This is a genomic window from Mesorhizobium sp. Ca11, from assembly GCF_020165275.1.
In the GTDB taxonomy this organism is placed as follows: domain Bacteria; phylum Pseudomonadota; class Alphaproteobacteria; order Rhizobiales; family Rhizobiaceae; genus Mesorhizobium.
The window spans coordinates 103,298-127,705 of sequence record NZ_JAIUHU010000004.1; the positions used below are offsets into that span (position 1 = coordinate 103,298).

A 24,408-nucleotide genomic window follows, 5' to 3' on the forward strand; every position below is an offset into this window, starting at 1 on the left:
AGGAGCAGAACGATGAAAGTGCTTTTTGCAAGCGGCAACGGGTACATTCCCGAGTTCACCGGCGGCGTGCAATCCAACACGCATCACCTGGTCGAACAGCTGATCGAGCACGGCCATCAGGCGTCGGTCCTCGCCTCGCTGTTCGGCGACGGCATGTTCGGCCTCAAGGCGCGCGCCAAGATGAAGCTGTTGCGGCAGCCCGCGGTTGTCGACAATTTCCCCGGCTACCCGGTGATGCGCGCCTGGTTCCCCTGGGAGGCGGCCGGCTTCGCCGTCGAGAAGACCACACCGGACGTCGCGGTCGTGCAGTGCCACAAATCCGTCCTGCTCGGAAAGGCGCTTCTTGCCGAAGGCGTGCCGCTGGTCGTTTATCTGCACAATGTTGAATTTCACGAGCTCGCCGGCGATCCGCGCGAACTCAATTCGGCTTTGTACATCGCCAATTCGGAATTCACGGCGCGCACCTACAAGGAAAAATTCGGCATCGAGTCCACCGTGCTTCCGCCGACCATCAACGACGCGCTCTACTGCACGCATACGACCGGCGAATTCGTCACCATGATCAATCCCTATGAGGAGAAGGGGTTCGATCTGGCGGTGAGGATTGCGGCCGCCTGCCCGGAGATTCCCTTCCTGTTCGTGGAGAGCTGGAAACTGGAGGACGAGCATCGTGCCCGCATCGAAAAGACCATCGCGCCGCTCTCGAACGTCACGCTGGAAAACCGCACCGACGACATGAAGACGGTCTATGGCCGCACCAGGATCCTGCTTGCCCCGAGCAAATGGGAGGAAGCCTGGGGCCGCGTCGCGTCCGAGGCGCATTGCAGCGGCATCCCTGTCGTGGGCTCGAGGCGCGGCGGCCTGCCCGAAGCCATCGGTCCCGGCGGCGTGGTGCTCGACTACGACGCCCCGCTTACCGACTGGGCGTCGGCGGTGACGCGCCTTTGGAATGATCGCCAGGAATACGAACGGCTTTCGGCCTCGGCTCTGGCCTTCTCCAAGCGCCCGGAGCTCGATCCCGCGCGGCAATTGGTGGTGTTTCTCGATCTGCTCGAAAGAGCGGCTCGGCAGGGCGTCCGCCACGCTGCGTAGCTTGCAAGCAAGGAGAGGGAACCGTTTGCTGCAACGCACCAAAAATGTTGCGATGCGGCAAAACCTGCAATAGGTTGGGCCGACAGGAGTCAAAGTTCATGCCGCATTCGTCAGGCCCTGCCGGCGATGTTTCCAGCCTGATCTGGGCGAGAACATCCTGCCGATGAGGATTTGCTTCGTAGTCGATAAATTTCCCACTTTGTCCGAGACATTCGTGCTCGATCAGATTGCCGGATGCCTTGAAAGGGGAATGAAAGTCAGCGTCGTCTGCAACGAGATGGCTTTTGGCAAGGATAGCAATGTGGACGATGCACGTTGGCAGACACTGCCCGGCCCTGTCGTTTCCTGGTGGGGTGGCCTGAATCGCTACCGCTCACTGCTCCGGAAATGGTCCGGCAGATTTTGGGACAAGCTTTCGACCTTCATCGACCTGACCAACGCACGCAAGCTGCGAAACGTCGATGTGATCGTGGCGCATTTTGGCCATAACGGCCTGCGCGTCGCCCGCGTCATGAAGCGGCGCAGGATTTCCGCGCCTTTGGTGACCATATTCCATGGCACCGATGTCGGCAGGCCGTTGCATGACGGCACCCTGGACCAGTACAGGCCCGTTTTCGAACAAGGGGCTCTCCAGCTCCCTGTGAACGCATTCTTCCGTCAGGCCCTGATCGATGCCGGTGCCGCGCCGGCACAAGTCGCGGTTCACCACATGGGCATTCGCCCAAGCGAGATCGAATATCGCTGGCGCTCCTGGCAGGGGCGTACGCTGTCTTTCATCTCGGTCTGCCGGCTGACCGAGAAAAAGGGGACCGAATATGCGCTTCGCGCCCTCGCTTGCCTGCCGCACCGCGATTGGACCTATTCGGTGATCGGCGGCGGGGAATTGCTGGAGGAATTGAAGCTTACCGCCGTCGACCTCGGTATTGCCGACAGGGTGACCTTCCTCGGACCGCGTCCGCACGGCGAGGTGAAGCAGCGCCTGCGCGACGCCCATGTCTTCCTTCTGCCAAGCGTCGCCGGGCGAGACGGCGATCTGGAAGGAATACCGGTTGCGCTCATGGAGGCGATGGCCGGCGGCTTGATCGCTGTCAGCACCTACCATTCGGGAATTCCGGAGCTGATCGAGGATCGCAAGACTGGCTTCCTCGTGCCCGAACGGGACGTCGCCGCGCTTGCCGGCAAACTCACCTGGATCGCCGAGAACCCGGGCCTGTGCGAGCCGATAGCGCTTGCCGCTCGAAGGAAGGTCGAGGCGGATTTCAATGCCGATACTTTGAATGAACGCTTTGCGCAGATCGTCGCGCGGCTAGGGGAGACCGGATCCGTCACATGAATGCCAATCCGCCGCCCCCGCAATTTGGTCGCGTTGCCTTGCGCGGCGGGCTGGTCACAGCCGGCGCGCAAGGCTTCAAGATAGCGATCCAGTTCCTTTCGGTCGTCATCCTTGCCCGACTGCTCGTCCCCGAGGATTTCGGCCTGGTGGCTTCCGTGGGACCGATCGTGGCCTTCGTCGGCCTGCTTCAGGATCTGGGCCTCCAGCAGGCGGTCATCCAGCGCAAGGAGATCGATCAACGGCAACTCAACCAAGTTTTCTGGCTGAGCGCGGTTGTCGGCCTGTGCGCCGGGGCGGTCGTGGCCTGCCTGGCCCCCGCCATTGCCGCTTTCTACGGTGATCAGCGAATGTGGGGGATAACACTTGCTTCCGCCGTGCCGCTGCTTTTTGGCAGTCTTGCCGCGGTGCCGCTTGCCCTGATGAACCGCCATCTGCAATTCGGCCAGCTTGCGCTCAACGACGCAGTCACCGCGGCCGTAGGGCTGCTCGCTACCGCAACCGCGGCGTATTTAGGGCTTGGCTATTGGTCTCTGGTTTTGGGTCCGGCTGTGTCGGCTGTCGTAGCGCTGGTTGCGGGCTGGCTGGTGACGCGCTGGACGCCGTCTTGGCCGAATCTGAAGGTCGACGCGGACATATTCAGGTTCGGGGCGAACCTCACGGGCTTCAACCTCGTCAATTTTCTGTCTCGCAACCTCGACAACATTCTCATCGGAAAATATTCCGGCGCGGTCGAGCTGGGCTACTATGATCGCGCCTACAAGCTTCTGCTGTTTCCGCTGCAGAACATCAACCAGCCGCTGACGCGTATCATGGTGCCGCTGCTCAGCCGCATCCATGAGGACAAGCAACGATTTCGAGACATCTATGTCCGGACAAACTGGCTGCTGGCCGTCATCACCATGCCCGGCATTGCGACTTTGACACTGACTTCGGAGCAGGTGGTCAGGCTTCTCTTCGGCGAGCGTTGGATGGCCGTGGCGCCGATTTTCGCCTGGCTGGGCATCGCCGGCCTGATGCAGTCCGTATCGAGCACCACGGGGTGGATATTCATCTGCCAGGGCAAGACGAAGACGATGTTTCATTGGGGCATCTATTCGTCTTTGACGACCGTCGCCTCCTTCATCGTCGGCCTGCATTGGGGCGCCATCGGCGTCGCGGCTGCCTATGCCATCAGCGGTTACGTGCTGCGCATCCCGGTGCTTGCCGCCCTGATCCATCGTGTCGGCCCGGTGACCGCCGGCGATTTTCTGGGCATACAGGGGCTCTTCATCGTCTCGTCCCTGCTCGCCTGGCTCTCATATCTGTCGCTGCCGGCGTTGCTGACCAATCAGTCGGACCTGCTCACGATCCTGGTGGCGGTCGTCCTAAACTACGGGTTCGCCTTGGCCCTCATGCTTGCTGTTCCGCAGTCGCGCAAGGCGTTGTTCGCCACTCTTGCCAACGTCGCCAGCAACATTGGGTGAGCGGTTGCCTATCAAGGAGGACAACGGCCTGGTTGCCGACATTGCCGACGCATGCTCTTCCAGCACGGCCTCGAGGCTTGCCCGGCGATAGTGGTCAAGACTGGCGATGAATCTGCCGAGTTTTTCGGCTGCTTCCGACGGCGTTACGGTATCGATGTCGAGCAGAAGGTCGTCGACACCGATGCGCTTGGCGACTTCCTTGGTTTTGAATTCATAGGCGATCGGCAGCACCGGCGTGCCGACGCAAAGCGACATGATCATCATATGCATGCGCGTGGCGACGACGAAGTCGCAATCCTTCACCAGCGCCATCAATTGGTCGGGCGTATGAAATGCGGCGTCGACATTGACGTGTTCGGCGATTTCCGGGTCGAGTTCGGCCACGATCGCCCGCGCAGTCCTGGCGTCGTCATGGGCATATTCCGGCACACCCTGGCAGGTTGAGATGAAGGTCACCTGCTTGCCGTGGTCCCTGACAAGAATTGTGGCGATCTCCCGGATCGAATCGAGATAGCGGCGCATGCCATCCTCACCGTCTCTGACGAAGCTCCAGTGGCGGACGGAAATAGCGACTCGGCCCGTCGGCGCCGGTGCGCTGCCGAGATGTTTCTTGATCCTGTCGGTATCAGCCAGGGCAAAGACGGCATCGGCGACCACATGGCATTTGCCGGGGTCTTTCACCAGATCCAGTATGTGATTTCTGGATCGCTCGTCACGCAGCAGGATGAGCGGAGCCCGGTCGAAGATCGGACCTAGCTCCTGGCGATTGTAGCTTTTCTTGAACGGGCCGAGCGATTGCGTGAAGAAGATCGGGTCCTTGCCCAAGATCGCATCGATGCGGAATTGATTGAGCCGCTTTTCAAGATCGTAGTTCTCGACGAGATAGGTTCCGCCTGTCGTGACCACCAGGTCGGCGCTCGCATAGGCCTCAAGGCCGTGGCGGTCGCTTCTGCTGAAGAACACGCTGCTGGCGCCGTTTTGGGCAAAGCGGCGCAAGGCGCGCAAGACTCCCCGATTGTAGATCGACTTGAGCCGGCCCTTTATCCCGCCGCCATGCTGATCCCTGAACAGGGATTCCGACAGCAGCTTGTGGAATTCGAGATCGGGGTAATCTTTCTTCGGGTAAAGCCTGGCCGCGACGTCGGGCTGACTGTCGAAAACCAGGAACTGCACATCGCCGCCGACGATCGATCTGAGAATATGGCGGATAGCCAAAAGGATCGCGGCATCGCCAGTGTTCAGACACACTGTGTTTTCGATCACGACTTTCATGGGGAACCTCGTTTCGCGTCCGTGGCCAGGCCACAGCGGTTAAACGGCATGTTTGCCGGAGTGCTGCCACGCGATCCGCGTCGCGATCTGGCGTGCTGCTCCGCGCTGATAGCCAACGCGAAATCCGGATCGACGCCAAGCAGGCTGAGAGTAGCTTATGATTTTTGCAGTGCAACAAAAAATGTGCGGGCGCTTGCTACGCCGCACCAAAATTGTTGCGATGCAGCAAAAGCTGTACTAGCATCCCCGATGGGTGGGCCCAACAGCGGTCGAGTTACATGCTGCATGTCTTGTACCTTGTGCATGACGTATCCGACCCGGCGGTGCGCCGGAGAATACAGATGCTCAAGGCAGGCGGCGCCAGGGTTACCCTGGCGGGCTTCCGCCGCACCACCAGCCCGGTCGCCGAGATCGAGGGCATCGAGCCTGTCGACCTTGGCGCGACGCGCGACGGCCGATTCGCGCAGCGCATCGGCGCTGTCGCCAAGGCAGCCATATCGATCGGCGCGAAGCTGGTCGCCGTGCCCAAGCCTGATCTCATCATCGCGCGCAACCTCGAAATGCTGGCGCTGGCCCGTCGCGCCAACGGCGCGCTCCGGGCGAGCGTGCCGATCGTCTATGAATGCCTCGATATTCATCGCCTGGTGCTTCGCGACGACTTCGTCGGCAGGACGCTGCGTGGCGCCGAACGCCATCTCGCGCGCGACGTGAAGCTTCTGGTGACGAGCTCGCCGGCTTTCATCGCCAATTACTTCGAGCCTTTCGGGCAGATCGGCGCACCTGTCGAGCTGATAGAGAACAAATATTTCGAGGCAGCATCCGTCGTCGCCGCGCATTCTGTCGAGGACGACAGCCCGTCGCCGCCGCCCTGGCGGATCGGCTGGTTCGGCGCGCTGCGCTGCCGCCGCTCGCTGGAGTTGCTGGCCGATTTCACCCGCCGGCAGGCGGGCCGTTTCGAAGTCGTGCTCAGGGGCCGTCCGGCGCTGTCCGAATTTCCGGACTTTCACGGTTTCGTCGAGGCCGAGCCGTGGCTTTCCTTCCGCGGCCCCTATCGCAATCCGGAGGACATGGCAGCCATCTACGGTGAGGTGCATTTCTCCTGGGCGATCGATTTTTTCGAGGCCGGCCAGAATTCCGAATGGCTGCTTCCCAACCGCCTCTACGAGGGCTGCCGCTTCGGCGCCGTGCCGATCTCCATGGCGGACACCGAAACCGGCAGGTTCCTGAAGCAGCGGGATATCGGCGTGCTCCTGCCCGAAGCGACGCCCGAAAGCCTCGAGGCGATGCTGAGCCGGATGGATCAAGATGAATATCGCGGCCTGAGGTCGCGCGTGTCGGCGCGCAATCCGAAGACCTGGAGCTACGACCGCAGCGACTGCGCGGCCTTCGTCGACAAGCTGCGCGGCCTCGCCGCCATGCCTTCGGCTTTTGCGACACAGGCGGCCGCGTGATGGCGCAACAGGGCGAACAAAAACCGATGGCGCAGTCCGCCTCATCGATCCTGATCGTCATTCCCTGCCTCAACGAGGCCGCCCATATCGGCGGCCTGCTCGACCAATTGCGGCCCGCGGCGGCCCGGCTCGGCGGCCGCATCGTCGTCGCCGACGGCGGCAGCACCGACGGCACGCAAGCCATCGTCGAAAAAATCGTGGCGAAGGATCCCCGGGTTATCCTGCTCGCCAATCCGAAGCGCCTCCAGAGCGCCGCCATCAATCTCGCGGTGGTGGCCCTTGGCGAAGGCGTCGACTACCTCATCCGCATCGACGCGCATGGCGGCTATCCGGACGACTACTGCGACCGGCTGGTGGAGGAAGCCCTCGCCACCGGCGCTGATTCGGTCGTCGTTTCGATGCTGACCGCCGGCACCGGGGCCGTGCAGAAGGCGGTCGCGGCGGCGCAGAATTCCAAGCTCGGCACCGGCGGCTCGAAGCACCGGCACATGTCCGAAGGCGAATGGGTCGACCACGGCCACCACGCGCTGATGCGCATCGCCGCCTTCAGGCATGTCGGCGGTTACGACGAGAGCTTCAGCCACAATGAGGACGCCGAGCTCGACTACCGGCTCCGCCAGGCGGGCTACCGCATCTGGATGAGCGGTAGGACACAGATGGTCTACTATCCGCGCTCGACGTTGAAGAGTCTCTATTTCCAGTATCTCGGCTATGGCCGCGGTCGCGCCAGGAACGTGCTGAAGCACCGCATGGTGCCGAAGGTTCGGCAGATGATTCCGCTGCTGGTTGCGCCCGTGGTGCTGCTCGCCCTGTTTTCCTTCGTCCACTGGCTGGCGGCGCTGCCGTTCCTCTTATGGGCGGCGGTGTGCCTCGGTTACGGCCTGGTGACGGCGATACGCCAGCGCAACGCAGGCATAGCGCTCGCCGGCGTCTCGGCGATGGTCATGCATTTCGGCTGGTCGGCCGGTTTCTGGCAGCAGCTTCTGGCGTCTCGATTGCAGCGCAAGGTGGCGTGATGACCGGGCGCTCGATCGACATCTGCATCTGCACTTTCCGTCGGCCGGAGCTGGCCGACACGCTGCGCTCCGTCGCCGCGCTGGAGAAGCCGGCGGGAGCCGAGATTGGCATCGTCGTTGCCGACAATGACGATGAGCCCGGCGCGCAGAAGCTGGTGAGAGCATTGGCCGAGGAATTGAAGCTGCCGGTCCGCTATCGTCACGCGCCGGCGCGCAACATCTCGATTGCCCGCAACGCCTGTCTCGACGCCAGCGTGTCGGACTTCGTTGCCTTCATCGATGACGACGAGACGGCGTCGCCCCGCTGGCTGGTCGAATTGATGGCGGCGGCCGATGCCACGGGCGCTGCGGCGGTGCTCGGTCCGGTGCGGGCGCATTACCGCCCCGACGCGCCGGACTGGATGCAGAAGGGCGACTTCCATTCCACCTTGCCGGTCTGGGTGCGCGGCGAGATCCGCACCGGCTACACCTGCAACGTGTTGCTCAAAATGGCCGACGCGAGCCTTCGCGGCCGACGCTTCAGCCTAGCGCGCGGCCAGACCGGCGGCGAGGACACCGAGTTCTTCGATGCTATGGTCAAGGCCGGCGGCCGCATCGCCTTTGCTCCGCAAGCCTTCGTCGACGAGGTCGTGCCGCGTGCCAGGGCCGCGTTCGACTGGCTGCGCCGCCGCCGCTTCCGCTTCGGCCAGACGCATGGCCACCTGATAGGACACGGCGCCGGCGGGTTGCGTCGCGCCGGTCAGGTCGGACTCGCTTCGGCCAAGGCTGCCTACTGCTTCGGTATGGCTATTTTGACCGCCATCAGCCCGGTGCAACGGAACCGCAGCGTGCTGCGCGGCATTATGCACGTTGGTGTCGTCAGCGGTTTGGTCGGCGTCCGTGAAATCCGCCAATACGGCCTCACGTCGCCAGAACAAGGGAACAAGCGTGCAGCCTGACGTCAGCTTCGTCATCGCCGCCTACAACGCCGAGGCGACTCTCGACCGCGCCATCGCCGGCGCGATCGCGCAACTCGGCGTGACCGTCGAGGTCATCGTCGTCGACGACCAGTCGAGCGACGGCACGCTGGATGTGGCGCGTGCTTATCCGCAAGATGTCGTCAAGGTGGTGGCGCTGCCCGCCAATCGCGGTCCGGGCGGCGCCCGCAATGCCGGCCTCGACCTGGCGCGCGGCCGCTGGGTGGCGGTGCTCGATTCCGACGATGCGGTCCTTCCCGGTCGCCTTGCCACGATGATCTCCCGCGCCGAAGCGGCGGGCGCCCAGATTGCGGTCGACAATGTGCAGATCGTGCGCGAGGACGGCACGCCCGATGACACCATGTTCCCGGCCAGCTATCTCGAAGGCTTGCGCGAAATCTCGTTGGCCGACTACATCGCCGGCAATCTGGTCTTCGAATCGCGCTTCAATTTCGGCTATCTCAAGCCGATCTTCCAGCGCCGGTTCCTCGACGACAACAAGCTGCGCTACGACGAGAAGCTACGCATTGGTGAGGACTACATTCTGCTCGCAAGCGCGCTGGCCAGCGGCGGCCGTTGCGTGGTCGAGCCGACCGTCGGTTATGCCTACCACATCCGCACCGGCTCGATCTCGCGCGTGCTCGAACTGCATCACGTTGAGGCGATGACGCGCGCCGATGCCCTGTTCGCGGCGGCATATCCCATGGACAGCGACGCAAAGGCGGCTTTCGCCAGGCGTGGCCGCAGCCTGCGCAAGGCGGCGTCGTTCCTGTCCCTGGTTCAGCACATCAAGGCACGCGCCCCGCTCAAGGCGATCGGCGCGGCGCTCAGGGATCCGGCGGCGATCGGGCATATGTCGATGCCGATCGCGGTCCGGCTCAGAAGGATTGCGGCGCAAGTTCGCCGTGGGGGTGGGGAGATGAAGCATGCGGGCGATTTGATAGCCGGCGACAGGTAGAAATCTTTTCTCTCAGAAGGAAGAGCAGATGCAGAAAGTCAGGAAGGCAGTCATCCCGGTGGCGGGGCTCGGAACGCGGTTCCTGCCGGCGACCAAGTCGATGCCGAAGGAGATGCTGCCCGTCGTCGACAAGCCTGTCGTGCAATATGCCGTCGACGAGGCGTTCGAGGCCGGCATCGAGCACATCGTCTTCGTCACCGGCCGCAACAAGGCGGTCATCGAGGACTATTTCGACCTGCATCCTGAACTGATCGGCACGCTGGAGCAGACCGGCAAGAAGGCGCAGCTCGAAGCGCTGGAAAGCCTGCTGCCGGAGGCCGGCGCTACCTCCTTCATCCGTCAGCAGTCGCCGCAGGGCCTCGGCCACGCCGTATGGTGCGCGCGCGAGGTGATCGGCAATGAGCCTTTCGCGCTGCTGCTTCCCGACATGGTGTCCTTCGGCGCGCGCGGCTGCCTCGCCGAGACGGTCGATCTCTATCAGCGGACCGGCGGCAATGTGATCGCCGTCGAGCGCTGCGACCCGGCCGAAACCAGCAAATACGGCATTGTCGGCCGCGGCGCCGACGTGGCATCCGGCTTCGAAGTGACGGCGATGGTCGAAAAACCCGCGCCGGCCAATGCGCCGTCGAATTTCTACATCAACGGCCGCTACGTTCTGCAGCCGGAGATCTTTGCCCTGCTCGGCAATCAGCAGCGCGGCGCCGGCAATGAAATCCAGCTCACCGACGCCATGGTCCGGCTGGCCCAAAGCCAGTCTTTTTACGCCCGGCCTTTCGACGGCCGCATGTTCGACTGCGGCTCCAAGGAGGGCTTTATCGAGGCCACCATCGCTTTCGCCCTGGCGCGCGACGACATGAAGGGCCCTGTCTTCGAGATGCTGCAGCAATTTGTCCGGTCGCATGAGCGCCGGGAAGTGGCCGCATAATGCCCATCTTTCGGGTGCATATGCGGTTTCGCGATGGCGCGACAGCCACACCAGCGCCCGGGCCTTCCGGCCCGGCGCATCCTGGCAGCAACGTTGCGCGGTCTTTTCTGGTCACGACGCCGATCTACCAAGGCCGATAGCGCCTGCAACCTGGAATTGGACCGAAGATGAACTATGCCACCTTCCCCCTCGACAAGAGGATGCCGTTGCCCAGCACCGATCCGGAAAAGGGTGAAGACTTCATCGATATCGAGCGTCTGCTTGGCATGGCCGCCCGACAGGCCAAGGTGGTGGCGGTCTGCGCCATTATCGGTCTGTGCCTGGGCGTCATCTATCTGCAGACTACACCCAAGCAGTATACGGCGGTCGCCAGCGTTTTGATTGATGAAGGGCTGAACAAGGTCGTTGACGACATCTCGGCTGCGAGCGCCACGGTGCAAACGGACGCGACGATTCTCAGCCAGATAGAGGTTCTCAACTCGGCACGGCTGGCGTCTGTGGTGGTCGACAAGCTGAAGCTCGATCAAAACCCCGACTTCATGAGCCCGCCGCAGTCGGCTTTGGCCAAAGGTGTGGGGTTCCTGCGCAGTATTGTCGGCTATTTCCGCGGCAGCTCGGCAAACGAGCTCCCCGGCATCGAGAATGTCGACGCCGCGACGCGCGAAGCCATGATCAAGACCGCGACCCACGATTACGCGGTTCTCATGCTGCAGACCGGGTTGATGGCGGATCGCGTCGGCCGTGCCAACGTCATCAGCATCGGTTATCAGTCGACAAATCCGGCACTCGCCACGGCCATCACCAAGGCCTACGCCGACGCCTATCTGGCCGACCAGCTCAACGCCAGCTTCGACGCCACCGAGCGCGCGGCCTTGTGGCTACAGGGCCGGCTCACGGAGTTGCGTGAGAGCTCTCAGCGGGCAGCCCTGGCCGTCGAGAAGTTCAGGGCCGAACATGGATTGTCTGCCAACAGTGACGGCCAGCTCCTGAGCGACAAGCAACTCGCCGATCTCAACGCACAGCTCATCGTCGCCCAGGCCGATACCGCCAGAGCCAGCGCCCGCTATCAACAATACAAGGCGATCGTCGAAAGCGGTTCCGAAAGCGCCTTCAACGATTCGGCCATCGGCGCCGACCAGCCGAGCAGCTCGGTCATCATCGCGCTCAAGACCCGCTATCTGGCCATTGCCAAGCGTCTGCAGGACATCGAGACTAATTTCGGCAAGGATCACCCGCAAGCGGTCGCGCTGGCCAAGGAAAAGGCCGATGTCTCGGCGCAGATCTTCGACCAGTTGAAACAGCTCACCGAAAGCTACCGCAACGATTTCGAGGTGGCGCAGGCGCGCGAAACTGCTTTGCGCGACAAGATTTCCACCGCTGCCGGCAAGAGCTCGATCGACAACCAGTCACAGGTGAAGCTCAAGGAGCTCGATCAGCAGGCACAGGCGCTCACCACGCTCTATCAGACCTTCCTCAGCCGCTATGAGGAAGCTTCGCAGCAGCAATCCTTCCCGGTCGGCAAGGTCCGCATCATTTCCGACGCGACGATGCCGCTCGCGGCCTCCAGCCCGCGCACCTTGCGCGTGCTGGCGCTCTCGCTGGTGCTCGGCCTGATGCTTGGCGCCGGCTTCGGCGGCCTCAACGAGTTCAACGAGCGTTTCTTCAGGACGGGCGAGGACGTTCGCGACCGCGTCGGCCTGAAATTCCTCGGTTATCTGCCGACGATCGGCGGCGGCAAAGCCAAGGATACCAAAGCCGACGACCTGCCGGCCGACGGCAAGGTGGCCAGCCTCTCCGCGGCTGAGAGACGGGCGCGCATGCGCGTCAGCATCGACGCCCCGGCCTCGATGTTCGCCGAGACGCTGCGTAACGCCAAGATCGCCTTCGACGTGGTGATGGAAGACCGCAGCAGCCGGGTCATCGGCGTCATTTCGGTGCTGCCTGGGGAAGGCAAGTCAACGGTGGCCGCGAACCTCGCCGGCCTGCTCGCGGCCAACGGTGCCAAGACCTTGCTCATCGACGGCGACCTGCGCAATCCGGGCCTGAGCCGCAGCCTCGGCATGGAGGCCGAGCAGGGCCTGATGGAAGCGGTGGTCAACGGCCAGAGCTGGCAGTCCGTCGGCAAGGTCGATCGCCAGACCAAGCTGGCGATCATTCCCGCCGTGCTGCGCGGCCAATTCTCGCACACCAGCGAGCTTCTGGGCTCGGCCGGCATGCGGCGCTTCATCGAAAACGCCAAGGAGACGTTCGAATACATCATCGTCGATCTGCCGCCGCTCGGACCCGTCGTCGACGCCAAGGCCTTCGCACCGCTGGTTGACGGCTTTGTGCTGGTCACCGAATGGGGCCGCACGCCCCGCAACATGGTGCGCTCGATGCTGGAATCCGAGCCTTATATCGCCAATAAGGTGATCGGCGCAGTGCTCAACAAGGTCGATCTGAAGAAGCTGGCGAAATACGGCTCGCTCGGCGGCTCGGAAAGGTTCTTCGACCGCTATTCGAGCTACTATCTGGAAAAATCGGAGCAGCGTCCCAAGCAGGCCGCCTGAGGCGTGGTTCCGTTCGGAAAGACAGAGATCGGGGGCGGTTCAGCCTAGGAGCGTGAACCGTCCTAATCCCGCGAAGACAGCAGCCGGCCGTATTTGCCGACGATCCTGAGCGCCGTCAGTCGTCCCGTTTGAAAGGCGCCGGTGTCGATGTCGAGCCGGCGTCCGTCGAGTGACGGAACATCCACGATCGTGTGTCCGTGCACCACCCAGCGGTCGAGGCGGTGCGCCGCCTGGAAGAACTCCTCGCGGATGTTGAGCAGATCGCCCTCGTCCTGCGCCTCGAGCGCGACGCCGGGACGGATGCCGGCATGCACGAAGACGAAATGCTCGGAGCAGACCATCGCCGGCAGCGTGCGCAGGAAGTCGACATGGCTGGCTGGAATGGCTTCGCGTATGCGCGCATCCGCCTGCTCGCTCGAACCGTAGAGGCTTATCAGCCGGTCAGGGTCAACGCCGTAGGAGAACAGGGTTTCGCGGCCGCCATAGCCGAGCCAGGTTTCACGCGAGAGATGACCGTCCAGATAGAGGAGCAGCGCGACTTCATGATTTCCCACGAGGCAGATGCGCTGGAAGCCCTTCGGCGGCGGCGCCATCAGATGGTCGATCACGCGCCGCGAATGCGGCCCGCGGTCGATATAGTCGCCCAGCATGATGATGATCTTGCGACCGCTGAAGCGCTGCGCATCGATCTGGATCTTTTGCTCCAGCGCGCGCAGTTCGTCGTGGCAGCCATGCACGTCGCCGATTGCGTAGACGACCATGTCGCGCATGTCCATGACGAGGCGCTCGCGTGGCGCGGGTCGAGGGCGTCTCGATCGTTGGAAAAGATTCACGGATTGAGGCTCGGCTACTTGCACTGATCTGCGCCTCGATATCATGCCGAATGCAAACAATTCCACACCGGCGCGCGATCGGCAGTCGCGTCGTCAGGCGGCCTTCAACCGATAGCGGAACAGCGTATGGTCCAAGAGCAGCCGGATGCGCGGCTCGGCCTCGGTCGCGATCAGCCAGCTCACCGCGATCATGGCCGCGCCGACGACATCTTGGATGAGATAGAGCGGATAGGTCATCGGCCCGATCCGTCGCCAGCCGGGCCAGGAAAGGTCGAGGCGCAGCGACAATGCCATCAGCGCGACAGCCGCCAGACTGTGATAGAGCATCACCAGGACGGCAGCCGGGAATCGCGGTATATCGACGCCGCCGAATGTCGTCTTGTGCTGGGCCATGCGGTGCCTTCGGTATGGCCCCCCACGCAAACTTTAAAGTTTATTGCTGCGCTGCACAATAAGCGATTGCAGCGCGGTACAAATTGGTAAATTGATCGTTAACGCGGTCGTCTACCGGCGACTACACCCCGATGCCGCGTCCCTTCAGCGCCGCCGTGATCTCGTCCAGGATCGCCGGATCGTCGATCGTCGCCGGCATGGTCCATTCCTCCTTGTCGGCGATCTTCTGCATCGTGCCGCGCAGGATCTTGCCGGAGCGGGTCTTGGGCAGCCGCTTGATCGTCACCACGGTCTTGAAGGCCGCAACCGGGCCGATCCGCTCGCGCACCAGCCCGACAACCTCACTTTCGATCGTGCCGCTATCGCGCGACACGCCGGCATTGAGCACGACGAAGCCGAGCGGCACCTGGCCCTTCATGGCATCGGCAATGCCGATGACCGCGCATTCGGCGACATCGGGATGAGCCGCCAGCACCTCTTCCATGGCGCCGGTCGAGAGCCGGTGGCCGGCGACGTTGATGATGTCATCGGTGCGGGCCATCACATAGAGGTAGCCGTCCTCGTCCATCATGCCGGCGTCGGCCGTCTTGTAGTAGCCGGGGAACTCCTCGAGGTAAGCCTGGCGGAAACGGGCGTCGGCGTTCCACAGCGTCGGCAGGCAGCCGGCGGGCAGCGGCAGCTTGACCACGACATTGCCGAGCGTGCCGCGCGCCACCTCGTGGCCGGCATCGTCGAGGATGCGAATGTCGTAGCCCGGCATCGGCACGCCGGGCGAGCCGTATTTCACCGGCAAAAGCCCGAGCCCCGCCGGATTGATCGTCATCGGCGAGCCGGTCTCGGTCTGCCACCAATGGTCGATGACGGGACGGTCGAGCTTCTGCTCCGCCCATTTTATCGTTTCGGGGTCGGCGCGCTCGCCGGCAAGGAACAAAGTGCGGAACTTCGACAGGTCGTATTTCGGCACGAACTCGCCCTTGGGATCCTGCCCCTTGATGGCGCGGAACGCGGTCGGCGCGGTGAACAGCGCCACCACGCCATGCGCAGAGATCACCCGCCAGTAGGTGCCGGCATCCGGCGTGCCGATCGGCTTGCCTTCGAACAGCACGCTGGTGCAGCCATGCAGAAGCGGCCCGTAGACGATATAGGAATGGCCGACCACCCAGCCGACATCGGAAGCCGCCCAGAACACTTCACCCGGCTTGACGCCGAACTCGTTGTCCATGGTCCATTTCAGCGCGACCATGTGGCCGCCATTGTCGCGCACGATGCCTTTCGGCTGCCCGGTCGTCCCGGAGGTGTAGATGATGTAGAGCGGGTCGGTGGCTAAAACCGGCACGCAGTCGACATTGGCGCCGGCGGCGCGTTCGCGTGCAACCGCATCGGCATAGTCGAAGTCGTAATTGTCCTTCATCTCGCAGCGCAGCTGCTCGCGCTGCAGGATGAGGCAGGCGTCCGGCTTGTGCTTCGATATCTCGATCGCCTTGTCGAGCAGCGGCTTGTAGGCGACGACGCGGCCTGGCTCCAGGCCGCAGGAGGCGGTGATGATCAGCTTCGGCTTGGCGTCGTCGATGCGGGTGGCGAGCTCGTGCGAGGCGAAGCCGCCGAACACCACCGAGTGCACGGCGCCCAGCCTCGCGCAGGCAAGCATGGCGATAGCGGCTTCCGCCACCATCGGCATGTAGATAATGACACGGTCGCCCTTGCCGATGCCGCGATGCCTCAGCACCGAAGCCAGCGCGACGACCTCGCGCTTCAATTCGGCATAGGTGAATGTCCGGATCGTGCCGGTGATCGCGCTGTCATGGATCAGCGCCAGCTGGTCGGCGCGGCCACCGGCGACATGGCGGTCGATTGCGTTATGGCAGGTGTTGCAGATGGCACCGGTGAACCAGCGTCCATAGACGCCGGCTTCCGGATCGAAGACCTTTTCGGCCGGCCTATACCAGTCGATCGCCTTCGCCGCCTCGGCCCAGAACCCTATGGGGTCGCGTTTCCAGCCCTCATAGACTTCATGGTAACGTGAGGCCATCCGCCTTCCTCCCAGGACATTCTGCCGTCTGGGAATAGCTTAGAGCAATTCCAGGAAAAAGTGTGAAACGGTTTCCGTCCGGAATTGCGTAAAAACAAGGAGATGGAGCGGTTCGCCGTTCTGTGAAGGGCGAAACGCTCCAAGTCGTTCTTGCCGGCCATGTCTTCCTACATTTTGGTCGACATCGCCGGCAAACGGCTCCGTCCGGCGCCTGCCTGACACGACGCCGTCACGGTCCGCAATATCAGCAGGCTTAAAGCGGCAGCGCCGCCAGCATCAGCCCGACGCCGCCCGCGATCAGGATGGCCGCCGCAAGCGCCTTCCGATGGCGCTCGAACGCCGTCGGAGCCCGTTCCCAATTGTAACGCATACAGATCACTCCCCAAAGCCCGGCGGACTCATAGCTTACCCAAGGGCAGGAAGGCAACCCTGGCGGCCTGTCCGCCGGCTTGACAGTGGGCGCGGCTACCCGTCATGCTCATGCCGTGGATTGTTCCTTGGGGGATTTCTTATGAAGAAAACTTACGAGAAACCGGTGCTGGTCAAGCGCGAGAAGCTGTCGCATGTCGTGGCGGATATCATAAGCGGTCCGATCCGCTGACGCTTCGGCCATTTACCGCAAGACGGCCGCCGCAACTGCGCAACTTCGGCGCGAGATGATGGACAGCGCAAGGTTGGCGCGCTATTTGCTCCCGGGCGAAGGGAAGCGGGCGCATGGCTGAAATCGGCTCTGAAACGGTGCTGCGCATGGCGGACGATGCGTCCGTGCAGCATGTCGGCGATGGCGCGGTCGTGCTTTTGGCGCGCAGCGGCCAGCTTTACACCTGCAACGACACGACCGAGGCTTTTCTCGACAAGGTGAACGGCGCGCGCAAGCTCGACCAGATCGTCGATCTGCTGTCGGAGGAATTCGAGGTCGACAAGGCAACGCTCGATCAGGATATGGCCGAATTGGCCGCCGAGCTGGTGGCTGAAGGCATTCTCGCCGACCCGGACGCGTGATGGCCGACGGACCGGTCCTGCGCGCCCTGTTCCGCGTCCATTTGTGGCTCAGCGCCCGGCTGATGCCGGTGCTGGTTGGCCGGCGCGATTTCGAAAGCGTGTTGAAACTGGCGCCGCTGCAGTCGCCCGCACCCTATCGCGACTTGCCCTGGACCTACATCGTCCATCGCGTCAAGCGGACGGTGCGACGCCCCTGGCTGATGCGCGACCGCAGATGCCTTCGCGAAGGTCTGCTCGGCTTCCGCTTTCTGCGCATGGCTGGTCTTAATCCAGAGCTGCATTTCGGCGTCGACGCCAGGTCGATGCACGAGCCTCGCCTGTCGGCGCATTGCTGGGTCTGCCTCGACGGCAAGCCAGTGGTGAGCGACAGCCAGCCCGGCATGGTGGAGATCTACCGCCACCCGGCCAGCATGAAGGCGCCAGCCGCTTGAGCGAGCAGACCTTCCGCTATGATCTCAACGGCCAGGTCATAGGCATCACCGCCGCGCGTGCCGACCTGTGGCCGAGCTTCGACCTGATGCTCGGCGCCCTGCGTGTGAACGAGCCTGTCCAGCTCGGTTTTCGCGTCGACATCGTCGAAACGCTTGAGTTGCACGAGCACCCCGAAGGAAAGCTGGCTTTCGACGGCGACGTGCCGCTGGACGGCCATTGCCGCATGATCGATGCCGGAAGCGTCTTCCATCTCGTCTTTCCGGGCCAGCAGACGCTGTCGATCCACGACGGCGAGGGCCGGGCCGAAATCCGTCTTCATCCCGACAGCAAGATCAAGTGGACTTTGCTGATGATGGTGCTGGATGCAGCACTCGATGCGGACGGCCAGCATATGCTGCACACTGCGGGTCTCACCTTGCCTGGAAAGGACGGCCTGGTCCTCATCCATGCGCCAAGCGGCACGGGCAAGTCCACCACATCGCTCGCGCTTGCCTCGCGCGGCTTCGGCCTCTGCTCGGACGACGTGATGATCCTCAACGCAAGCCCGCAGGGCATCACGGCCTGGGGCATGCCGCGCAAGGTGAAGGTCCACCGCAACACGGCGGCGATGCTGCCCTTCATCGCACCCTGCCTGGGCGAGAAGTGGGACGCCGAGGGCGAGCAATCCGTTTCGCTGGACCGCCTCGGCGACATCATCCGTGTCGAGGATGTGCGCGCCAGGCCCGTCACAGCGCTCCTGCACCTTGTACGCTCGGCAGACGCCGAGACCCGGCTGCTGCCGATGGCCAGGACAGACGCCATGGTGGCTTTGGCAACCGACAATGTAAGGACCGGCATGACCGGCCTGCTGTCGCTGCAGAAAAGGCGCATGGCGACGATCGCGGCGCTGGTGAAGGCGGTGCCGACCTTCACGCTCGAAGTCGGGGCAAGTCCGGCCGAGGCGGCGGAGTTGATGCAGGCTGCGCTGCCAAGTTGACGCGTGCTCAGTCCTTCGCGCCGAAACGCCGGATGTCGAGGGATGGCTGCTCTCGACCGCGGTGGCGGGGTTTTGACTGCCAACGCAAGAACAGCCGGGACAGCTTGTTGTAGACCAGATGCACGACGCGCGCGTCGGCGCAGTCGAATTCCACAAGTCCCCGTCGGCATTTCGCGGCTTCGCCGCTGGGTGGTCCCAGGCGGCGGATCGGCTGAGCGAGCCGGACCGGTCTGCCATTGATCAGGACACTGACCGGAACACTCGACCCGACGATCCGGCATAGCCGCGCGACATGCTCGCTTGAAAATTGTTTGCCGACGATAAACGGGCCGCGCTCGATGCGCGCCCAGACATAGGCCCCATCCGGCTGGGGCATTCCGGCAAGCCTGCCTCTACAAAACTCAGGCGCAACATCCGTCGCGAGCACAGCCATTGCGTTGGCCAGGGCCTGGTTCACCGTTGCGGCCGAACGCCAATCCTCTGCTGCAAAGCTAACCTGCGCCAGGATATCGCCCGCATCGAAGCCGGATGTCATCTTGTGCAAGGTCACGCCGCCATGGGCTTCATGCATCTGGTCGATAATTAGCCGGTGCATTGGATGCGGGCCGCGATAGTGCGGCAGAAGCGCGGGATGCAGGTTGAGGCCGCCCTTCGGAAACAGCTCCAGCACGGTTTGCGGGATCAGTTTGCTGTATCCGAAACAGATCAAAAGATCGGCGCGGGCCGCGCTGAGCCGCGGCCCAAGCGCATCCCAGTCATGGGGCGAGCTGAATTCGATCAATGGGGGCATGGCGTGGCCGAGATGAGACCTCAACGCAAACCGTCGCCGCAGGCGGCGGCGCAGGGCACTGAAGCTGAAGCGCTTGCCGGCAGGTGGGCCCGGCACGACCACGGCAGCAACGCGATGGCCGTTATCTGCCCAGCGCGCAAGCATGGGCGCAGTGACGGACGAAATCTCGGTGATGAATACGGCCGAGAGCGGGTTCTCCATGCCGAGCTCAGGGTGGATACGGTCGCGGCCGCGCCAGCCTCTGCACCCAGCGGAAGGCGTCGCGGCTGAGGCGCGAGCGCAGCTTTTCGCGGGAATTGACCCGAAGCAGCATGTTGCCGGTGATCAGCCATTTGGCCAACCGTATCGAGAGGTCCGGCTTGATGCGGTCGGCAAGCTCGATCGCGCGCGGCGCGTCGAACAGGCGTCCGGTGACGTTGAGGACTGTGGCCAGCTCGAGCTCGATGCCGGTCATGCAGGCAGCATCGAGCAGCCGCGCTTCCTCTTGAGGCGATTTCAGCGCCCGCACGCCTTGCAGCACGTCGACGCAGAGCTGCAGGCGGTGGAACTTGTGGCCGCCGGCGGCATGGACGATGGCGATGGTGAGCAGCGCGGCCGGCGTGTCGGTTTCGCCGCCGTCGATCGCTTGCAACTCGCGGAAGCCAAGCGACAGTCGTCTGCGCATGCCGGTGTCGTGCACCAGATTGCCATGCAATTCGATCAGCAGGCTGGAGTTCTCTTTCTCCAGCCATTTGAATTCCTGCAGCTCGTGCGATTTGGCCTCGTCGCTGCCGAGCTCGAAGCCGCATTCGCCGATGGTCTTGTTGGCCGCCTCGATGCTGGCGGGGTCGACGAGAATGTCGATGTCGGTGAAGGGACGGTCCGCAATCTGGCTGTAAAGCTTGCGCGCGAACACCGGCCCCTTGACGATCCGGGCCGGCACGCCCTTTGCCGCCAGCGCTTTCATGATGCGGTCGCCATGGTATTGCAGCAGCATCGATTGGCCGGCCGCCATCGTTGCCTCGTCGCGCAACTCCGACAGTCTCCGCTGCAGGGTTGCGTCCTGCGGCAGTCGGGCTTCACCGATCTCCCGGAGTTTGCGCAGCATGATCGGTAGCACGCCGTGAAACTCCGCATTGGCGAGCAGCGCCAGCAGGGTCGCGGCCGCAGGGCCATCGCCAATGGCGGCCGATGCCTCTGGATCGGCGAAGGTCAGCAGCAGTTTTTCATCGGCAGGCGCAAGAGAAGGCAGCATCAACCCGGACGGCGTTCGAATGATAGCAACAAGCCCATGCTTACAGAAAAGCACACTGGAAACCAGTGCGCGGCGGCAAAGCCGGCTTGTGAGTTTGACTTTCCGCGCGGATCGTCCATTCTGTGGATTGATCCGGAGGGTGTTGGAAATGACGAAGAAGAAATATGAGGCGCCGTTGCTGCGCAAGGCTGGAAAACTCTCCAGCGTGGTGGCCGTGGCGTCAAAGACGCTTTGAGGCTTCGGGCTTCGGTCTTGGCTGAAGCCGGCTACATCCCCCAGCGCAGCGCCGCCGTGTGTACCGGCGCGTCCCAAAGTGCTGACGTTTCGTCGTCCAGCATGGTCAGCGTGATCGAGCACCCCGCCATGTCGAGCGACGTCACATAGGACCCGACGAGCGAGCGGACCACCGTCACGCCCTGCCTCTCGAACACCCTGCGGGCGCTGTTGTACATCAGATAGAGCTCCATCGACGGCGTGCCGCCGAAGCCGTTGACGAACAGCAGTGCCGGCCCTTTGGCGCGATCGCCGAAGTCGCCGGCAATCGCGGCGCAAACCTCCTCGGCGATGGCGTCGGCACTCTTCAGCGTGTCGCGCCGACGGCCGGGCTCGCCATGGATGCCGACGCCGAATTCCATCTCGCCGTCGCCTATCGCGAAGGTCGGCTTGCCAGCGGCGGGCACCGTGCCGCTGGTCAGCGCCACGCCCATCGAGCGTGTCGCGGCGTTGACGCGGTCGCCCAGCGCCTTGAGGTCGGGCAGCGGCACGCCTTGCTCGGCGGCGGCGCCGACGATCTTTTCCACCACCAGCGTGCCGGCGACGCCGCGCCGTCCGGTCGTGTAGGACGAGTTCTCGACCGCGACGTCGTCATTGGTCACCACCTGCAGCACGCGGTCCGCCATCTCGGCCGCCATGTCGAAATTCATCACATCGCCTTCGTAGTTCTTGACGATGAACAGGCAGCCGGCGCCGGTGTCGACGTCCTGGACGGCCGCGAGCATCTGGTCGGGCGTGGGCGAAGTGAAGACCTGGCCGGGGCAGGCGGCGTCCAGCATGCCGTGGCCGACAAAACCGCCATGCAGCGGCTCGTGGCCGGAGCCGCCGCCCGAGATCAGCGCCACCTTGCCCGGCTTCAACGCCCTGCGGCGGATGAATTTGCGGTCGTCGCCAAGCACGAGGATGTCGGCATGAGCCGTCGCAAAGCCATCGAGGCTTTCGGCCAGGACCGTGTCCACCGAATTGATAAATTTTTTCATGGCAGTCCTCCCGACGTCTTAGTTTACGCAATTCCGAACGGAAAACCGCTGGACACTTTTCCTGGAATTGCTCTTGCTCAGCCGCTGCCCTTGCCGGCGATGCTGGTTATTTTCTGGATGAATTCGTTGATCGCCCGGTCGAGCGCGGCGTTCTGCCTGTCGTCGCCGAAATCCGGCACGATGAGTGAGACATGGCGTGTCTTGCGCGGCCCGGAGGCCGCGGGCGCCTTGCCGGGATGCGCCTGGTGATAGGCGGCCATGAACTGGTCGCGCTCGGCCTGGCTGAAATGGCAGACCGAAAAGATCGACGGCAGATGCTTTGACGGGATCGGGATCGAATAGGCCGGACTGGAAATCTGGGTGACGAAGCTGCGGTGCTTGCCGAGCGCGTCGGCAAGACGCTGGCGCATGCCCGACGGACGCTGGTCGATCACCTGCGACAGGATCGTCTTGTAGGCGCGGATCGCCTCCTCCGAGCCTGTTTCCGATATCTTCTCGGTCCTGGCCATGCCGCGTCTACACTAGAATGTCCGCGATGGCCGCCTTGGCCATGGCGAGTTGCGCAGGGGCGACCGACAGGTCGCGCAAGCCCGCCTCCAGCAGGGCCGGGATGGCTGCCGGATCGCCGCCCGCATCGCCGCATAGGCTGACCGGAATATCTCTCTCCCGCCCAAAGGCCGTGATCGCAGCGATCAGCCGCAGCACCGCCGGGTTGCGGACGGCGTTGAGATGCGCGACCGCCGCATTGTCCCGCGCCGCCGCCATCACATATTGCGTCAGGTCGTTGGAGCCAATCGAGAGGAAGGCGACATCGGCGAAATCCTCCGGCGCCAGTGCGACGGACGGCACCTCGACCATGATGCCGAGTGGCGGCAGCCTATGCGCGACGCCCTGCGCGGCAAGCGCGGCTTGTTCTTCCGCGAACAGCGCGGCGGCTTGGCTGTACTCCTCGGGCGTGGCGATCATCGGGAACATCACCTTCAGATTGCCGTGGATGGCGGCACGCAGCAATGCCCGTATCTGCACGCGAAAAATGCCGCGCCGCTTGAGCGAAAGCCTTATGCCGCGCAGGCCGAGAAACGGGTTGGTTTCCTCGACGGTGAAACCCGGCACCGGCTTGTCGCCGCCAGCGTCGACGGTGCGGATGGTCACCGGCTTGTCGCCTGCCCATTCCAGCACCTTGCGATACGCACGGTATTGCGTCTCCTCGTCCGGCAACGTCTTGCCGAACAGGAACTCCGTGCGCATCAGGCCGACGCCGTCGCAGCTTTCGATTTCGATGCCATCAACGTCGGAAGGGTAGGCGATGTTGACCTGGACGCGCACGGCGGTGCCGGCCTTGGTCACCGCCGGCTCCGTCAGGAACGTCCGCGCAGCGCCCTGGCGGTCGGCGAAGGTGGAGGCGGACTGCCGGAAGGTCTCGATCTCGGCCGGTGAGGGCGAAAAGACGATTCCGCCGCGTTCGGCATCGAGCAGCGCGACACCGGTACGCGTTTCAGCCTCGTCGCCGATGCCGACAACCATCGGCACGCCGCGCGAGCGCGCCAGCATGGCGACATGGCTGGCGGTGCTGCCGCGCTTGAGCGCGATGCCGCCGCCCTTGCTCCAATCGGTTGCGAGGAAGCGCGTCGGCGCGATGTCGTCGCCATAAAGGATCGCGCCCGGCGGTGTCGCGGCCTCGCTGTCCTCGCTCAACGCCCGCAGCACCTGGTCGCGGATATCGCGCAAATCCGCGGCGCGGGCACGGAAATAGTCCTGGTCCGACGCTTCATAGCCGGCGATCTCGCTGTCCAGCGCCGCGCGCCAGGCGGCGTCCGCCGGCTGTCCGGAGCCGATCGCCGCCAAGGCCGGTCCGCTCAGCGCGTCGTCCTCCAGCATGGCGATGTGGAATTCGAGAATGCCGGCGGCGTCGCCATTGGCTGTTTCGACCAGCGCCGCCAGCCGGCCGACGGCCTTGCCGATTGCGCTCACCAATGCGGCTTGTTCTTCCTCGGCGCTCGCCTTGGCCTTGTAGCTGGCCGGAGACTGGTCGAGGTCGAACAGCGGGCCTTCGGCGTAGCCGGGTGAGGCGGGGATACCCTCAACCCGCATGGCTCGCATTCCTTGCGGGCCTGGCGACATTCAGATCGGTCTCAAGCGGACCGGGCATGATCCGCGTCCTCGTCGAAGTCCCGCTGCACCAGATCGACCAGCGCCTTCACCGCCTGGGTCGCGCCGTCGCCCTTGGCGCGGATATGCAGCATGGTCCCTTTCGGCGCCTTTGCCGCCATCACCTTGACGATGCTCTTGGCGTCGAACCAGGGGCCATTTGCCGCGACCGCCACTTCCACCTCGGCCGCGAACGACTTGGCAAGCTTGGTGAACTTCACCGAAGGGCGCGCATGCAGTCCCACCGCGTGGGTGATCAGGACCGTTGCTTCGGCGGATGCGGACATTCTGTCGGTTCCCGTT

23 protein-coding genes are annotated in these 24,408 nt (G+C 63.7%); 13 read left to right on the top strand and 10 right to left on the bottom strand.

Annotated elements, in window-relative coordinates:
- Positions 1 to 12 precede the first annotated feature (12 nt).
- The 3 genes from LB538_RS09030 (at position 13) to LB538_RS09040 (ending at position 3,888) form a co-directional block, all read left to right on the top strand.
- Positions 13 to 1,092, top strand: coding sequence for a glycosyltransferase (locus LB538_RS09030; RefSeq protein WP_140845618.1), 1,080 nt, complete (start codon positions 13 to 15; stop codon positions 1,090 to 1,092).
- A gap of 163 nt (positions 1,093 to 1,255) precedes the next feature.
- Positions 1,256 to 2,425 carry a glycosyltransferase gene (locus LB538_RS09035; protein ID WP_224527086.1) on the top strand — a complete coding sequence of 390 codons (1,170 nt, stop codon included), beginning with the start codon at positions 1,256 to 1,258 and terminating at the stop codon, positions 2,423 to 2,425.
- Entirely contained in the window at positions 2,422 to 3,888 is a 1,467-nt protein-coding gene (locus LB538_RS09040; RefSeq protein ID WP_224527084.1) for a lipopolysaccharide biosynthesis protein, read from the top strand. Before LB538_RS09035 ends, LB538_RS09040 begins: the two co-directional genes overlap by 4 nt.
- Here LB538_RS09040 and LB538_RS09045 read toward each other — a convergent pair.
- Complete coding sequence (locus LB538_RS09045) at positions 3,790 to 5,160, bottom strand: polysaccharide pyruvyl transferase family protein (protein ID WP_224527082.1); 1,371 nt, start codon at positions 5,158 to 5,160, stop codon at positions 3,790 to 3,792. The two genes, LB538_RS09040 and LB538_RS09045, sit on opposite strands and share 99 nt — an antisense overlap.
- A gap of 278 nt (positions 5,161 to 5,438) precedes the next feature.
- Between LB538_RS09045 and LB538_RS09050 the strand changes: the two genes are divergently transcribed.
- The 6 genes from LB538_RS09050 to LB538_RS09075 all read left to right on the top strand — a co-directional run bounded on the left by LB538_RS09050 (position 5,439) and on the right by LB538_RS09075 (position 13,015).
- The gene (locus LB538_RS09050) at positions 5,439 to 6,611 is read left to right on the top strand and encodes a glycosyltransferase (RefSeq protein WP_224527080.1); all 1,173 of its coding nucleotides are present in this window, start codon (positions 5,439 to 5,441) and stop codon (positions 6,609 to 6,611) included.
- A gap of 26 nt (positions 6,612 to 6,637) precedes the next feature.
- Positions 6,638 to 7,627: a glycosyltransferase family 2 protein gene (locus LB538_RS09055; RefSeq protein WP_224527117.1), complete on the top strand. Its 990-nt coding sequence runs from the start codon at positions 6,638 to 6,640 to the stop codon at positions 7,625 to 7,627.
- Positions 7,627 to 8,565, top strand: coding sequence for a glycosyltransferase (locus LB538_RS09060; protein WP_224527078.1), 939 nt, complete (start codon positions 7,627 to 7,629; stop codon positions 8,563 to 8,565). The genes LB538_RS09055 and LB538_RS09060 overlap by 1 nt, the downstream gene beginning before the upstream one ends.
- Positions 8,555 to 9,541 (top strand): glycosyltransferase family 2 protein, encoded by a 987-nt coding sequence (locus tag LB538_RS09065; protein ID WP_224527076.1) that lies wholly within the window; start codon positions 8,555 to 8,557, stop codon positions 9,539 to 9,541. Before LB538_RS09060 ends, LB538_RS09065 begins: the two co-directional genes overlap by 11 nt.
- A 28-nt stretch (positions 9,542 to 9,569) precedes the next feature.
- Positions 9,570 to 10,466 (top strand): UTP--glucose-1-phosphate uridylyltransferase GalU, encoded by an 897-nt coding sequence (gene galU / locus LB538_RS09070; protein WP_095766145.1) that lies wholly within the window; start codon positions 9,570 to 9,572, stop codon positions 10,464 to 10,466.
- Between the two features lie 167 nt (positions 10,467 to 10,633).
- Positions 10,634 to 13,015, top strand: coding sequence for a polysaccharide biosynthesis tyrosine autokinase (locus LB538_RS09075; protein WP_224527074.1), 2,382 nt, complete (start codon positions 10,634 to 10,636; stop codon positions 13,013 to 13,015).
- A gap of 62 nt (positions 13,016 to 13,077) precedes the next feature.
- On the opposite strand, the gene LB538_RS09080 is transcribed toward LB538_RS09075, so the two are convergent.
- The 3 genes from LB538_RS09080 to LB538_RS09090 form a co-directional block, all read right to left on the bottom strand.
- Positions 13,078 to 13,791, bottom strand: coding sequence for a metallophosphoesterase (locus tag LB538_RS09080; RefSeq protein WP_224527072.1), 714 nt, complete (start codon positions 13,789 to 13,791; stop codon positions 13,078 to 13,080).
- 150 nt (positions 13,792 to 13,941) lie between these two features.
- Positions 13,942 to 14,241 (bottom strand): hypothetical protein, encoded by a 300-nt coding sequence (locus tag LB538_RS09085; RefSeq protein ID WP_224527070.1) that lies wholly within the window; start codon positions 14,239 to 14,241, stop codon positions 13,942 to 13,944.
- 121 nt (positions 14,242 to 14,362) lie between these two features.
- Positions 14,363 to 16,270: a propionyl-CoA synthetase gene (locus tag LB538_RS09090; protein WP_224527068.1), complete on the bottom strand. Its 1,908-nt coding sequence runs from the start codon at positions 16,268 to 16,270 to the stop codon at positions 14,363 to 14,365.
- 511 nt (positions 16,271 to 16,781) lie between these two features.
- Here LB538_RS09090 and LB538_RS09095 point away from each other — a divergent pair.
- The 4 genes from LB538_RS09095 (at position 16,782) to LB538_RS09110 (ending at position 18,680) form a co-directional block, all read left to right on the top strand.
- On the top strand, positions 16,782 to 16,871 hold the full coding sequence (locus tag LB538_RS09095) for a putative RiPP precursor (RefSeq protein ID WP_224527066.1): 90 nt from the start codon (positions 16,782 to 16,784) through the stop codon (positions 16,869 to 16,871).
- Between the two features lie 113 nt (positions 16,872 to 16,984).
- Positions 16,985 to 17,272, top strand: a complete 288-nt coding sequence (locus LB538_RS09100) for a PqqD family protein (protein WP_095766141.1) — start codon at positions 16,985 to 16,987, stop codon at positions 17,270 to 17,272.
- Positions 17,272 to 17,703 (top strand): lasso peptide biosynthesis B2 protein, encoded by a 432-nt coding sequence (locus tag LB538_RS09105; protein ID WP_224527064.1) that lies wholly within the window; start codon positions 17,272 to 17,274, stop codon positions 17,701 to 17,703. The genes LB538_RS09100 and LB538_RS09105 overlap by 1 nt, the downstream gene beginning before the upstream one ends.
- A complete protein-coding gene (locus tag LB538_RS09110; RefSeq protein WP_224527062.1) occupies positions 17,700 to 18,680 on the top strand; it encodes a serine kinase in 981 nt (326 codons plus the stop codon). The genes LB538_RS09105 and LB538_RS09110 overlap by 4 nt, the downstream gene beginning before the upstream one ends.
- A 7-nt stretch (positions 18,681 to 18,687) precedes the next feature.
- Here the strand turns inward: LB538_RS09110 and LB538_RS09115 are convergent, their stop codons facing one another.
- From LB538_RS09115 to LB538_RS09140, 6 genes are all read right to left on the bottom strand, one after another.
- A complete protein-coding gene (locus LB538_RS09115) occupies positions 18,688 to 19,671 on the bottom strand; it encodes a formyltransferase family protein (protein WP_224527059.1) in 984 nt (327 codons plus the stop codon).
- A 7-nt stretch (positions 19,672 to 19,678) separates the two neighbouring features.
- A complete protein-coding gene (locus tag LB538_RS09120; protein WP_224527058.1) occupies positions 19,679 to 20,704 on the bottom strand; it encodes a nucleotidyltransferase family protein in 1,026 nt (341 codons plus the stop codon).
- A gap of 266 nt (positions 20,705 to 20,970) precedes the next feature.
- Positions 20,971 to 21,957 (bottom strand): dihydroxyacetone kinase subunit DhaK, encoded by a 987-nt coding sequence (dhaK, locus tag LB538_RS09125; RefSeq protein WP_224527055.1) that lies wholly within the window; start codon positions 21,955 to 21,957, stop codon positions 20,971 to 20,973.
- A gap of 77 nt (positions 21,958 to 22,034) precedes the next feature.
- Positions 22,035 to 22,466: a hypothetical protein gene (locus LB538_RS09130; protein WP_224527053.1), complete on the bottom strand. Its 432-nt coding sequence runs from the start codon at positions 22,464 to 22,466 to the stop codon at positions 22,035 to 22,037.
- 7 nt (positions 22,467 to 22,473) lie between these two features.
- Positions 22,474 to 24,048: a phosphoenolpyruvate--protein phosphotransferase gene (ptsP, locus tag LB538_RS09135; RefSeq protein ID WP_224527051.1), complete on the bottom strand. Its 1,575-nt coding sequence runs from the start codon at positions 24,046 to 24,048 to the stop codon at positions 22,474 to 22,476.
- A gap of 41 nt (positions 24,049 to 24,089) precedes the next feature.
- Positions 24,090 to 24,392, bottom strand: a complete 303-nt coding sequence (locus tag LB538_RS09140; protein WP_095766133.1) for an HPr family phosphocarrier protein — start codon at positions 24,390 to 24,392, stop codon at positions 24,090 to 24,092.
- Between the last annotated feature and the right edge of the window lie 16 nt (positions 24,393 to 24,408).